This is a genomic window from Ectopseudomonas composti (genome assembly GCF_001567565.1).
GTDB classification, from domain to species: Bacteria; Pseudomonadota; Gammaproteobacteria; order Pseudomonadales; family Pseudomonadaceae; genus Aquipseudomonas; species Aquipseudomonas composti_A.
The window spans coordinates 1-12,011 of sequence record NZ_LSSW01000026.1; the positions used below are offsets into that span (position 1 = coordinate 1).

13 protein-coding genes are annotated in these 12,011 nt (G+C 62.8%); 8 read left to right on the forward strand and 5 right to left on the reverse strand.

Annotated features, from left to right (window positions below):
• Positions 1-753 precede the first annotated feature (753 nt).
• From cyoA to cyoE, 5 genes are read left to right on the forward strand one after another with little or no spacing between them, the layout of a single operon-like run.
• Complete coding sequence (gene cyoA, locus PCLY_RS13925) at positions 754-1,671, forward strand: ubiquinol oxidase subunit II (protein WP_061240251.1); 918 nt, start codon at positions 754-756, stop codon at positions 1,669-1,671.
• A gap of 2 nt (positions 1,672-1,673) precedes the next feature.
• Positions 1,674-3,662 (forward strand): cytochrome o ubiquinol oxidase subunit I, encoded by a 1,989-nt coding sequence (gene cyoB / locus PCLY_RS13930; RefSeq protein WP_061240252.1) that lies wholly within the window; start codon positions 1,674-1,676, stop codon positions 3,660-3,662.
• A gap of 2 nt (positions 3,663-3,664) precedes the next feature.
• Positions 3,665-4,294 (forward strand): cytochrome o ubiquinol oxidase subunit III, encoded by a 630-nt coding sequence (gene cyoC, locus PCLY_RS13935; protein WP_061240253.1) that lies wholly within the window; start codon positions 3,665-3,667, stop codon positions 4,292-4,294.
• A complete protein-coding gene (cyoD, locus tag PCLY_RS13940) occupies positions 4,295-4,630 on the forward strand; it encodes a cytochrome o ubiquinol oxidase subunit IV (protein WP_061240254.1) in 336 nt (111 codons plus the stop codon).
• Entirely contained in the window at positions 4,630-5,586 is a 957-nt protein-coding gene (cyoE, locus tag PCLY_RS13945; protein ID WP_061240255.1) for a heme o synthase, read from the forward strand. The genes cyoD and cyoE overlap by 1 nt, the downstream gene beginning before the upstream one ends.
• Before the next feature lie 321 nt (positions 5,587-5,907).
• Here cyoE and PCLY_RS13950 read toward each other — a convergent pair whose 3' ends face one another.
• Positions 5,908-6,462 (reverse strand): nucleotidyltransferase family protein, encoded by a 555-nt coding sequence (locus tag PCLY_RS13950; protein WP_061240256.1) that lies wholly within the window; start codon positions 6,460-6,462, stop codon positions 5,908-5,910.
• Positions 6,463-6,678: 216 nt separating this feature from the next.
• Between PCLY_RS13950 and PCLY_RS13955 the strand changes: the two genes are divergently transcribed.
• Positions 6,679-7,146, forward strand: coding sequence for a hypothetical protein (locus PCLY_RS13955; RefSeq protein WP_061240257.1), 468 nt, complete (start codon positions 6,679-6,681; stop codon positions 7,144-7,146).
• Positions 7,139-7,501: a hypothetical protein gene (locus PCLY_RS13960; protein WP_061240258.1), complete on the forward strand. Its 363-nt coding sequence runs from the start codon at positions 7,139-7,141 to the stop codon at positions 7,499-7,501. Before PCLY_RS13955 ends, PCLY_RS13960 begins: the two co-directional genes overlap by 8 nt.
• 70 nt (positions 7,502-7,571) lie before the next feature.
• On the opposite strand, the gene arsH is transcribed toward PCLY_RS13960, so the two are convergent.
• Genes arsH through PCLY_RS13980 form a run of 4 tightly spaced genes read right to left on the reverse strand, consistent with a single transcriptional unit; the run spans position 7,572 to position 10,407 of the window.
• Entirely contained in the window at positions 7,572-8,261 is a 690-nt protein-coding gene (gene arsH, locus PCLY_RS13965; RefSeq protein ID WP_061240259.1) for an arsenical resistance protein ArsH, read from the reverse strand.
• A gap of 10 nt (positions 8,262-8,271) precedes the next feature.
• Positions 8,272-8,742, reverse strand: a complete 471-nt coding sequence (locus PCLY_RS13970; RefSeq protein WP_061240260.1) for an arsenate reductase ArsC — start codon at positions 8,740-8,742, stop codon at positions 8,272-8,274.
• 15 nt (positions 8,743-8,757) lie between these two features.
• Positions 8,758-10,041, reverse strand: a complete 1,284-nt coding sequence (locus tag PCLY_RS13975) for an arsenic transporter (protein WP_061240261.1) — start codon at positions 10,039-10,041, stop codon at positions 8,758-8,760.
• 9 nt (positions 10,042-10,050) lie between these two features.
• A complete protein-coding gene (locus PCLY_RS13980; RefSeq protein ID WP_061240262.1) occupies positions 10,051-10,407 on the reverse strand; it encodes a metalloregulator ArsR/SmtB family transcription factor in 357 nt (118 codons plus the stop codon).
• Between the two features lie 152 nt (positions 10,408-10,559).
• Here PCLY_RS13980 and PCLY_RS13985 point away from each other — a divergent pair, with 152 nt between their 5' ends.
• On the forward strand, positions 10,560-12,008 hold the full coding sequence (locus PCLY_RS13985) for an alpha/beta hydrolase (protein ID WP_061240263.1): 1,449 nt from the start codon (positions 10,560-10,562) through the stop codon (positions 12,006-12,008).
• Positions 12,009-12,011: the final 3 nt, after the last annotated feature.

Genomic DNA, 12,011 nt, shown 5'->3' on the forward strand with positions numbered 1-12,011 from the left:
GCACGTGGGCGACGAAGGCAAAGCGATCGCGGCTGAAGCCGCTCCTACGAGGTAGGTGGAGGGGTGCCGGGCCGCTGCAGTCATTTCCACAGAAGGCGTTGCCGGCTGTATTTGCGTAGCCCGGATGAAATCCGGGGGCGAGCGTCGAATCACTCTGGATCGCATGCGGTAGAGCTATCGCGGCTGAAGCGAAATGCCGCCCGGCCGCTTCAGCAGAGGTTCACCTGTCCCGTAGGAGCGGCTTCAGCCGCGATGCTTTTGGGTAGCCGCCGATGACCCCGGATTGCATCCGGCTACGAAGCAGGGGCTCATTCAGTGTCGATGACTTCGACCAGTTGATTCCGAAGAGGCATCCGGCTTGCTTGGTCGATGTCAAGAGCAATGCCGCTGCCCGCTTTTGTCGATTTCCTTTGCATTGATTCCTGTCAATTTGCTGACAAACAGCTCTAAAACGGGGCTGTGGTCTTTTGTCGCACCCCTGCGATTCTTTGCAGGGTTCTGCCGCAAAATGTTTCAAATCTTTGCGTAAATGTTTCGAAACATGTCGCGAGGGGGCTGTAAGTCCGCTCATAAGTAGGCCGCTAATGAATTGTATGAGGCTCTTCTAGCCGGCAACATCGGCGATTCCCACGGTTTTACCGCTTCGCTTGCATGGATGCTCAAGCTCTGAGTTTCCGCTGCCGGCCTTTTACTCGATGGGCCGCACGGCAACTGAAGCCGAATGTGGGACATCACTCAGTTGAAGGTCGTGACATGAAAGAAGAGAAATACCATCGTGGTGTGCGCTGGTTGCTGATGGCGATTGCCTGCTCAGCGCTCGGTGGATGTGACTGGGCACTGTTCAACTCGAAAGGGCAGATCGGTGTCGAGCAGGGCAATCTCATCCTGATCTCCATTGGCCTCATGCTGATCGTGGTGATCCCCGTGATCATCATGACGTTCTGGTTTGGCTGGCGTTATCGCGAGTCGAACGAGAAGGCCACCTACACCCCCGACTGGGCGCACTCGCACAAGGTCGAACTGGTCGTCTGGGGCGTGCCCCTGATCATCGTCGCGGTTCTGGCGGTGATCATCTGGAAAACCTCGCATTCGCTCGACCCCTATCGCCCGATCGAATCGGACAAGCCGGCGCTGAATATCGAGGTCGTCTCGCTCGACTGGAAATGGCTGTTCATCTACCCGGATCAAGGCGTGGCCGTGGTCAATGAGCTGGTGATTCCGGAGAAGACCCCGGTGACCTTCCACATCACCTCCGACACGGTGATGAACGCGCTGTCGATTCCGCAGCTCGGCGGGATGATCTACGCCATGGGCGGCCAGCGCACCCAGCTCAACCTGATCGCCAACGAGCAGGGCGAGTTCTTCGGCCAGTCCGGCAACTTCAGCGGTGCAGGCTTCTCGGCCATGCGCTTCACCACCCACTCAGTCAGCGACGACGCGTTCGCCAAGTGGGTCGACAAGGTCAAGCAGTCGCCCGAGGTCATGGACTTCGCCGCCTTCAAGCAGGTGGGCGAGCCGGGCGAGATGGTCAACCACCGCTACCCGATCTACCCGATTCGTTACTTCGGTCAGGTTGAACCCAACCTGTTCAACAAGGTACTCGGCCAGTACGTGACCCTGAAAGATTCCCACAGCACGGCCATGCGCGATTCAGCGGAGGTGCAGGAGTGAATATGTTTGGAAAACTGACTCTGGACGCGATTCCGTACCACGAGCCAATCATCATGATCACCCTGGCCATCGTGGCGCTGGGTGGTCTGGCCGTGTTTGCGGGCGTGACCTACTTCAAGAAGTGGGGCTACCTGTGGCGCGAGTGGCTCACCTCGGTGGACCACAAGAAAATCGGCGTGATGTACATCCTCGTCGGTCTGGTCATGCTGGTGCGCGGTTTCGCCGACGCCATCATGATGCGTACCCACCTGGCGATGGCCCATGGTGACGGCCAGGGCTACCTGCCGCCCGAGCACTACGACCAGATCTTCACCGCGCACGGCATCATCATGCTGATCTTCGTGGCCATGCCACTGGTCACCGGCCTGATGAACATCGTCGTGCCGCTGCAGATCGGCGCGCGTGACGTGGCCTTCCCCTACCTGAACTCGCTGAGCTTCTGGCTGTTCGTCGGTGGCGCGCTGCTGATCAACCTGTCGCTGGGCCTGGGCGAGTTCGCCAAGACCGGCTGGGTGGCTTATCCGCCGTTATCAGGGATTCAGTACAGTCCCGGCGTGGGGATGGATTACTACATATGGAGCATGCAGCTATCAGGCTTGGGGACGACCCTGACCGGGGTCAACTTCATCGCCACCATCCTCAAGATGCGTGCGCCGGGCATGAGCCTGATGAAGATGCCGATCTTCACCTGGACCATCCTGGTGACCTGCGTGCTGATCTGCGGCGCCTTCCCTCCGCTGACCGCCACCCTGGCGATGCTGTCGCTGGACCGCTACCTGGATTTCCACTTCTTCACCAATGAACTGGGCGGCAACCCGATGATGTACGCCAACCTGTTCTGGATCTGGGGTCACCCGGAGGTGTACATCCTGATCCTGCCGGCGTTCGGCGTGTTCTCCGAAGTGGTGGCGACCTTCTCGCGCAAGACCCTGTTCGGTTATGCCTCGATGGTCTGGGCGACTGCGGCCATCGGCATTCTGTCGTTCGTGGTGTGGCTGCACCACTTCTTCACCATGGGCTCGGGGGCCAACGTCAACGCCTTCTTCGGCATCATGACCTCGATCATCGCCATCCCCACCGGGGTGAAGATCTTCACCTGGCTGTTCACCATCTTCCGTGGCCGTCTGCAACTCAACGCCATGACCTGGATGACCCTGGGCTTTCTGGTGACCTTCTCCATCGGCGGCATGACCGGTGTGCTGATGGCGGTACCGGCGGCGGACTTCGTGCTGCACAACAGCCTGTTTTTGATCGCCCACTTCCACAACGTGATCATCGGTGGTGCGGTGTTCGGCTACCTGGCCGGCATCATCTACTGGTTCCCGAAAGCCTTCGGTTACAAGCTGATCGACCGCTTCGGCCGTTACTCCTTCTGGTGCTGGTTGCTCGGCTTCTACTTCGCCTTCATGCCGCTGTACGTGCTGGGCTTCATGGGCATGACCCGTCGTCTGAACCACTTCGACAACCCGGCCTGGGTGCCGTGGATTCAGGTGGCCGTGGTCGGCGCTGTGCTGATCGGTATCGGCATCGTGTTCACCGTGGTGCAGTTCGTCACCAGCTACATCAAGCGCAAGGAAAACCGCGATGTGAGCGGCGACCCCTGGGATGGCCGCACCCTGGAATGGGCGACTTCCTCGCCGCCTCCGTTCTACAACTTCGCGGTCATCCCGACGGCGGACAAGATCGACGCCTTCTACGAGGCGAAGAAGAACGGTGTGGAGCTGATGCCGGTGCCTGAGCACTACGAGCCGATCCACATGCCGAAGAACACCGGTAACGGTGTGGTGGTGGCAGGTTTCATCATCGCGTTCGGTTTCGCCATGATCTGGCACATCTGGTGGCTCGCCATCGTTGGCCTGGTCGGCGCCGTGGTCAGCTTCATCGTGCGTTCCTACGACGAAGACATCGACTACTACGTGCAGCCCGAAGAGATCGCGCGGATCGAGCAGGCGCATCACCAAACCAAAGCCACCGCAGTCGTACAGGCCTAACCATGACCGCTTACGAACCCCACTACTCACATGACGCTCATGGCCACGATGGCCATGAGCACCACCACGACACCAGTGGCATCAAGCTGTTCGGCTTCTGGGTTTACCTGATGACCGACCTGCTGATCTTCGCCACGGTGTTCGCCACCTTCGCGGTGCTGAGCAATTCCTTCGCCGGTGGTCCCACCGCCAAGGAAATGCTCAGGCCCGGCCTGCATCTGGTGCTGGTGGAAACCTTCGCCCTGCTGTTCTCCAGCATCACCTACGGCATGGCCATGCTCGCTACCTATCGGGGCGACAAGGCCGCCGTGCTGCGCTGGCTGGGCATCACCTTCCTGTTCGGGGTGAGCTTCATCAGCATCGAGCTGTACGAGTTCCGTCACCTGATCCATGAAGGTGCAGGCCCGCAGACCAGCGCCTACTGGTCGGCGTTCTTCACCCTGGTCGGCACCCACGGCCTGCACGTCAGTGCCGGCTTGCTGTGGATGCTGGTGCTGATGCTGCAGGTCGGTACTCGCGGCCTGACCGACACCAACAAGACGCGCGTGGGGCTGCTCAGCCTGTTCTGGCACTTCCTCGACGTGGTGTGGATCTGCGTGTTTACCGTCGTCTACCTGATGGGGGTGCTGTAAATGGCTCACCAAGACAATCACGCCGCCCACGCCGTGGGTTTCAAGGATTACCTGACCGGTTTCATCCTGTCGGTGATCCTCACCGTGATCCCTTTCATGCTGGTCATGCATCCTGACGTGCTGGGCCTGAGCCGTGGCGCGACCCTGATCACCGTGGTGCTGTTCGGCCTGGCGCAGGTGCTCGTCCACCTCGTGTACTTCCTGCACATGAAGACCGATGAAGAAGGCCGCTGGAACGTGATTTCGATGATCTTCACCGTGCTGGTCATCGCGTTCGTGGTCGGCCTGTCGGTCTGGATCATGTGGAGCATGCACTATCACATGATGATCAACTGATGCTGGCGCTCCTGAAGCAGTACCTCAACCTCGCCAAGCCGGGCATCGTCTTCGGGAATCTGATTTCCGTCACGGGCGGTTTCTTCCTGGCTTCGCGCGGCGATGCCGACCTGGCGCTGTTTTTCGCGACAGCGCTGGGCGTTTCACTGGTGATCGCCTCAGGCTGCGTGTTCAACAACTACATCGACAGAGACATCGACCAGAAGATGGAGCGGACCCGCAACCGGGTCCTGGCGCAGGGGCTGGTATCGCCTGCGCACGCCATCGTCTATGCCTGCGTGCTCGGGGTGGCGGGGGTGGCCGTGCTGTACGCCGCCACCAACCCCCTGGCGGTGATGCTGGTGCTGATGGGCTTCGTGGTCTACGTCGGCCTCTACAGCCTGTGGCTCAAGCGTGGCTCGGTGTACGGCACCCTGGTCGGCAGCCTGTCCGGGGCGGCTCCGCCCGTGGTCGGCTACTGCGCGGTGAGCAACGAGTTCGATGCCGGCGCCGCCATCCTGTTGTTGATCTTCAGCCTGTGGCAGATGCCGCATTCCTATGCCATCGCCATCTTCCGTTTCAATGACTACCAGGCCGCGAACATCCCGGTGCTGCCGGTCATCAAGGGCATCTCGGCTGCCAAGCGGCAGATCGTGCTGTACATCGCCGCCTTCGTGGTCGCGACCCTGATGCTGACCTTGAGCGGTTACGCCGGCTACAGCTACTTCGTGGTCGCCGCGCTGAGCGGTGCCTACTGGTTGTGGATGGGCGTGTCGGGCTACAAGGCCGTGGATGACCGAGTGTGGGCGCGCAAGCTGTTCACCTTCTCGATCGTCACCATCACCATGCTCAGCGTGATGATGTCGGTGGACTTCATCTCCTCGCCCGAGCAGGTATTGGTGACCTCCATCAATCACCTGTGCAGCCAGTTCGCCGATTCCGCGCAGGGCATCTGTGCGGTGGTCGCCGGTATCTGACCGGTTTTGTGGGAGAGGCGTAGGGTGGATGTCGCTCTTTACATCCACCCGCGGGTGGACATGTGGACATTTAGCCTGCCTGGTTAGAGCACTGCGAAACCCGGGTAATCCGCTCCCGGTTTTCGCTGCGCTCTACCCAGGCTACGCCAGCTTTGTAGGAGCGGCTTTCGGCTCTGGCATCCTGCTTCGCTCTACCTCCTGCATCCATGCAGTCGCAGCCGCGATTGTCGCCGCTGAAGCGCCTCCCACGGTGTTTGCACCGTCGGGTGGATCACGCTTCATCGATCCACCGGCTGGTGGATGAAAAAAGCGTCATCCACCCTACGGCAGCACCTTCAATTTCGGCCAGGTGGCCAGCCAGTTCTTGCTGCGCAATCGTTCCTGGTAGATCGGCTGTTTCTTGTCCTTGAACCTTCCGGCCGGGCGCACGATAAGGTTGAACAGATCCTCCAGGCCAAGTGGTGCGGCGACATGTATTCCATCCTGCTCGTCCAGCCGCACGGCCACCGCCGTCGCAGTCTCCGGCCAATGCCGCATCGCTTCGGTCGCCGAGGCGTAAGGCGCATCACCGTTGCGCAGATGCATGCGTGCCTGGTTCTTCACCGACCATTGCAGAGAGTCGTCCCGGTGGCGCAGCATCGCCTCCAGCTCCGCGTCGCGAGCAGGGGCGGTTTGGCTGCGCTCGAACCAGATCACGTCGATGTCTGTTGGCAGCGGCGAGCCTGAGCGTTGGTGCAGATGATCCCAGACCGCACTGCGCACGAAACCGGCGGCTACCCAGCAATCGGGCAGGTCCAGTTCGCGCACCTGTTGCAGGATGCGCAGGCGCCTTGGGTCGGTGCTGATGATGGTCCGGAGTCGAGCGGCGAGATTCATGTGCTCAGCCTATCAGTGGTGCCCACCGGCTGCCTGCTCAGTTGATCGGGTACATCAGCGTTGTTTCCGGTGTTGATCGCACGGCACCAATGCTGGCCTGGAAGGTCTCAAGCGCTTGGCGGCTGAGGGGCGTCTGTTTGTGTGCTCGTTCATGGCAAAACGGGCTGCATTGTTCCAAGCTCCGCAGCTGATTCAAATCTACATAGGGAACATGTGATGGAAATGAAAATACTGGCCAGCGGCATCGGCGCGGCCATCCCCAAGACCAGCATTGGCTTCAATCTATTCAGTGGCGTCTACATACAGATTCGGCGCTCACGTAGCGAGAAGCCTCAGGTGTTCGGTATCGCCACCGGGCCAGAGATCGGTGGCAACAGCGGTACGCTGATCGCCGGTCATATCGAGACCTCCTGGATGAATATCGACGCGAGCAAGCATGCCTGGTTGTGCAGTCGTTCGTCGCTGGTCGGCAAGCTGGGGGAAATCGAGCTCAAAGGGACGCTGCTGTTCGGTGGCAGCGTGGACGTCGCGTTCACCATCTATGACGCCAACAACGAAGCCAGTTTTTCGCTGAGCCGCGTGCAGGTCGAGTCGAGTGGTGGACAGCTGGCCGACACCAAGGTGCGCGGTGTGATCAAGGACATGATGGGGCAAACCCAGAATGGGAGCCTGCTCTGTGGCTAACCGTGATCCCGGTCGTTTCCCGCGCCTGAAAACGCTATGCAACCTGGCATTGCTGCTGCTGCAGCTGATCACTGTGGCAGCATACTGGGGCATGGTCGGCGCCAGGCCCAGCTATATGGCGATCAGCCAGGAGCTCTACCCGGGCAGCGAGCGACTGATGAACAGCTGGCTTGCCGACATGCTGGTCTCCATGCCAGCCATGTTGGTGGTAGGGGCCATCTTCGTGTCGAGTGTCGCCAAGGAGTTTGCCGGCCTGGGCAAAGTGCGGCGGATTCAACTCAATGGGCTGATCCTGGGCGCGCTGCTGGCCCTGCTGTATCTGGCTGCCTCGCCGCTCTACGTAGCAGCCGCCTGATCAGGCGGCTGCTCCACCGCGTAGGAGCGGCTTGAGCCGCGATTGTCGCCGCTCAAGCGCTTCCCACGGTTCAGATGCTGCGTTGATTGACCCGCTGCGACAGCGCCTCGGCCGATTCCTTGCGTTCGGAGTAGCGATCCACCAGCTCGGGGTGGTCGCGTAGCAGCCAGGTGAAGCGCACCAGCTCTTCCATCACGTCCACCAGGCGGTCGTAATAGGGCGAGGGCTGCATGCGGTCATCGTCGCCGAATTCGAGAAAAGCCTTGGGCACCGATGACTGGTTGGGGATGGTGAACATGCGCATCCAGCGGCCGAGCACGCGCAACTGATTGACCACGTTGAACGACTGCGAGCCGCCGCAGACCTGCATCACCGCCAGGGTCTTGCCCTGGGTCGGGCGCACCGCGCCCATGGCCAGCGGCACCCAGTCGATCTGCGCCTTGAACACCGCCGACATGGCGCCGTGGCGTTCCGGCGAACACCACACCTGGCCTTCGGACCACTGCATCAGATCGCGCAGTTCCTGCACTTTTGGGTGCTCCACGGGGGCGTCGTCCGGCAGCGGCAGGCCGGACGGGTCGAAGATGCGCGTCTCGCAGCCCAGATGCTGCAGCAGGCGCGCTGCTTCCTGCACCAGCAGGCGGCTGAATGAGCGCGGCCGGGTGGAGCCGTACAGCAGCAGGATGCGCGGCGCCGTGGCCGAGTCGTTAGGTTGGGCCGGCAGCAGGTCTAGGTCGAGATTGGGCAGGTCTTCATTCATGTGCGTGTCCTCACTCTTGGCCGATACGGTTGAGCGCCTGCTGCAGTTCGTCGCGGCTCATGTCCGCCAGGGGCAGGGCGAGGAAGGCGCGGCAGCGTGCTTCGATATGCGCCAGGGTGGCGTGAAAGGCGGCGTTGATGGTGGCCTCGTCGCCTTCCACGTGGGACGGATCTTCCAGGCCCCAGTGGGCTTTCAGCGCCGGGCCGAAGTACACCGGGCAAGCCTCGCCGGCCGCTTTGTCGCAGACGGTGATGACGATATCCGGCGGGCAGCCTTCGAAGGCGTCGTTGCCCTTGCTGCTCAGACCCTCGGTGGCGATGCCGGCTTCACGCAGGGTGACCAGGGTCCGCGGCAGCACCTCGCCGCGCGGAAAACTGCCGGAGCTCACCGCCTGGTGCTCGCTCGGCGCCAGGTGGTTGAACAGGGCTTCGGAGAGGATGCTGCGGCAACTGTTGGCCGTGCACATGAACAGGACTTTCATCTTGAAGGCTCCAGATTAGACGCTCAGGCGCAGAGCCAGGGCCGAAAGGGTGAGCAGCAGTACCGGCAGCGTGAGCACGATGCCGACCTTGAAGTAGTAACCCCAGGTCACGCGAATGCCTTTGCGCGCCAGCACATGCAGCCAGAGCAGGGTGGCCAGGCTGCCGATGGGGGTGATCTTCGGCCCCAGGTCGCAGCCGATCACGTTGGCGTAGATCATCGCCTCACGCACCGCGCCGCTGGCCTGGCTGGCGTCGATGGCCAGCGCCCCGATCAGCACGCTGGGCATGTTGTTCATCAAGGACGACAGCAGCGCGCTGAGCAGACCGGTGCCCAGCGCCGCGCCCCAGATGCCATAGCCGGCGAAGGCGTCGAGCAGGCGCGTCAGCTCGGCGGTCAGGCCGGCGTTACTGAGGCCGTAGACCACCAGGTACATGCCGAGGGAGAAGATCACCACCTGCCAGGGCGCCTCGCGCAGCACCTTGCCGGTGGCGATGCGTTTGCCCCGTGCAGCGACGGCGAACAGCAACGCGGCGCAGGCCGCGGCCACGGCGCTGATGGGGATGCCCAGCGGCTCCAGGGCGAACAGCCCGACCAGCAGCGCTAGCAGCACTGCCCAGCCGACCTTGAAGGTAGCGATGTCGCGGATCGCCTGGTTGGGCGCCTGCAGCGCCGCCACCTCGTAGCGCGCCGGAATGTCGCGACGGAAGAACAGCCACAGCACCAGCAGGGTGGCGGCGACACTGACCATATTCACCGGCACCATCACCGCCGCGTAGGCGCCAAAGCCGATGCCGAAGTAGTCGGCCGAGACGATGTTGACCAGGTTCGACACCACCAGCGGCAGGCTGGCGGTATCAGCGATAAAGCCGGCGGCCATGACGAAGGCCAGGGTCGAGGCCGGCGAGAAGCGCAGCGCCAGCAGCATGGAAATGACGATGGGGGTGAGGATCAGCGCCGCGCCGTCGTTGGCGAACAGTGCCGACACCGCCGCGCCGAGCAGGATGCTGAAGGCGAACAGGCGCGTGCCGCTGCCGTTTGCCCAGCGCGCTACATGCAGCGCCGCCCACTCGAAGAAGCCGGCTTCATCGAGCAGCAGGCTGATGATGATCACAGCGATGAAGGTCGCCGTGGCGTTCCACACGATGCCCCATACGGTGGGGATGTCGGCGAAGCTGACCACACCGGCAGCCAGGGCCAGCACGGCGCCGAGCGAGGCGCTCCAGCCGACGCCCAGGCCTCGCGGCTGCCAGATGACCAGAATCAGGGTGAACAGGAAGATGGCGACGGCGATCAGCATGCGGTGTTCTCAGCAGCAGGTGGCGAGGCGGGCAGGGCGCTCGCCCATGTTGGCGAGGCGGCTGGCGTCCTGCTCCAGCCAGGTGCGGTTGGCGGCCAGGGTGGCGGCCAGTACGTCGCGCACCCATTGCGGCAGGTCCGGCGCCAGGCGGTAGTAGACCCATTGGCCCTGACGACGGTCCTGCAACAGGCCGCTGGTGCGCAGCTGCGCCAGGTGGCGGGAGATCTTCGGCTGGCTGTCGCCCAGTGCGCAGACCAGCTCGCACACGCACAGCTCGCCCTGGTCGGCAATCAGCAGCACGGCGCGGGCGCGGGTTTCGTCGGCCAGGGATTTGAACAGCTCGGGTGGGGACAACGCGTCGGACATGGGGTGAGTCCATATATACGGATTGGCGAATATACGGATATCCATATGTATAAGGCAACCCTGTGGTGGTTGAGGGCTGCTTTGCACTAAAGTCCCCATGCCGGTTGCCGGGACGGATTTTCCCGGGCAGATAACTTCGAGGGAGGCGCTTGATGCGTTTACCGCGCATGCGCAACGTGATGGCCTGGACGCTGGTGGTGGTGTTGTTGATCGTGGTGGCCTTGCTCGGCATTCGTATCGCCGGGCTGGCATCCTTGCCCGAGCTGGAGCCCTGGCACCGGCTGGTGCCGCAGGAGCTGGAAGTCAGCGAGCTGGACGAGAGCGACTGGCAGGCCTATCTGGCCGCCGAGGCTACCTTGTTCGAACGCCTGCGGCGCGAGCTGATCGAGCCGGTCACGGCTTCCGGCAAGGCACCATACAGCCGTTACGCCAGCGTCAGCCCGGTGTACCCCGGTAACCTGGCACGCGACTGGAACCGCTCCTTCATCCTGCAGCCATCAGGCCCGCCACGCGGCGTGGTGGTGTTGCTGCATGGCCTGACCGACTCGCCCTACAGCCTGCGCCATATCGCCCAGCACCTGAGCGAGCAGGGCCTGCTTGCCGTGGTGCCGCGTATGCCCGGCCACGGCACGGTGCCGGCGGCGCTCACCGCTGCGCATTGGGAGCAATGGCTGGCAACCACGCGGCTGGCCGTGCGTGAAGCGCGGCGCCAGGTGCCGGACGGGCCTTTGTATCTGGTCGGCTACTCCAATGGCGGCGCGCTGGCGCTGCGCTACAGCCTGGCAGCACTGGAAGACGAACGCCTGGCCATGCCGCAACGCCTGGTACTGATTTCGCCGATGATCGGTGTCACCAGCTACGCCCGCTATGCCGGGCTGGCGGCTTTGCCGGCGGTGCTGCCGCCCTTCGCCAAGTCGGCCTGGATGAACGTGCTGCCGGAGTTCAATCCGTTCAAGTACAACTCCTTCCCAGTGCAGGCGGCGCGGCAGACCTACGAGCTGACCCGCGAGGTACAGAACGCCTTCGATGTTGCCGAGGCCGATGGCCGGCTGGCGCGACTGCCACCGGTGCTGGCCCTGCAATCACTGGCCGACAGCACCGTGAGCACGCCGGCAGTGGTGCGCCAGTTGTTCGCACGCCTGCCGGCCAACGGAAGCGAGCTGGTGGTGTTCGACATCAACCGGTCGCAGGCGGCCAGCTCCCTGCTGCGCACCGACATGAGCGGTTTGCTGGAACAGTTGCTGCCACCGGCCGCACGTGACTACGACCTGACCGTGGTCGGCGTGGCGCCGGAGCAGGGCCGCGCGGTCGAGGCCCGGCGCATCGCCCCTGGCGGCCAGCAGGTGCAGCGCGTGCCGCTGGGCGTGGATTATCCGGCGCAGCTGTTTTCGCTGTCGCACGTGGCCTTGCCATTCCCGCCCAGCGATCCGCTGTATGGCAGTGATCCGGTAGCGGGCGAAGACTACGGCGTGGCACTCGGCACCCTGGCGCCGCGCGGCGAGCACGGCGTATTGGTGGTGGGGTTGGACAGCCTGCAACGGGCGACGTCCAATCCCTTCTATGACTACCTGCTGCAGCGCATCGACGCGGATCTGCGCTGAGTC

Bases quoted from the DNA above. Each gene is read 5' to 3' on its own strand.
- PCLY_RS13985 (WP_061240263.1), top strand. From the start codon at position 10,560: ATGCGTTTACCGCGCATGCGCAACGTGATGGCCTGGACGCTGGTGGTG.
- PCLY_RS13950 (WP_061240256.1), bottom strand. From the start codon at position 6,462: ATGAATCTCGCCGCTCGACTCCGGACCATCATCAGCACCGACCCAAGG.
- cyoB (WP_061240252.1), top strand. From the start codon at position 1,674: ATGTTTGGAAAACTGACTCTGGACGCGATTCCGTACCACGAGCCAATC.
- PCLY_RS13955 (WP_061240257.1), top strand. From the start codon at position 6,679: ATGGAAATGAAAATACTGGCCAGCGGCATCGGCGCGGCCATCCCCAAG.
- PCLY_RS13980 (WP_061240262.1), bottom strand. From the start codon at position 10,407: ATGTCCGACGCGTTGTCCCCACCCGAGCTGTTCAAATCCCTGGCCGAC.
- cyoA (WP_061240251.1), top strand. From the start codon at position 754: ATGAAAGAAGAGAAATACCATCGTGGTGTGCGCTGGTTGCTGATGGCG.
- PCLY_RS13975 (WP_061240261.1), bottom strand. From the start codon at position 10,041: ATGCTGATCGCCGTCGCCATCTTCCTGTTCACCCTGATTCTGGTCATC.
- cyoE (WP_061240255.1), top strand. From the start codon at position 4,630: ATGCTGGCGCTCCTGAAGCAGTACCTCAACCTCGCCAAGCCGGGCATC.
- arsH (WP_061240259.1), bottom strand. From the start codon at position 8,261: ATGAATGAAGACCTGCCCAATCTCGACCTAGACCTGCTGCCGGCCCAA.
- cyoD (WP_061240254.1), top strand. From the start codon at position 4,295: ATGGCTCACCAAGACAATCACGCCGCCCACGCCGTGGGTTTCAAGGAT.
- PCLY_RS13970 (WP_061240260.1), bottom strand. From the start codon at position 8,742: ATGAAAGTCCTGTTCATGTGCACGGCCAACAGTTGCCGCAGCATCCTC.
- cyoC (WP_061240253.1), top strand. From the start codon at position 3,665: ATGACCGCTTACGAACCCCACTACTCACATGACGCTCATGGCCACGAT.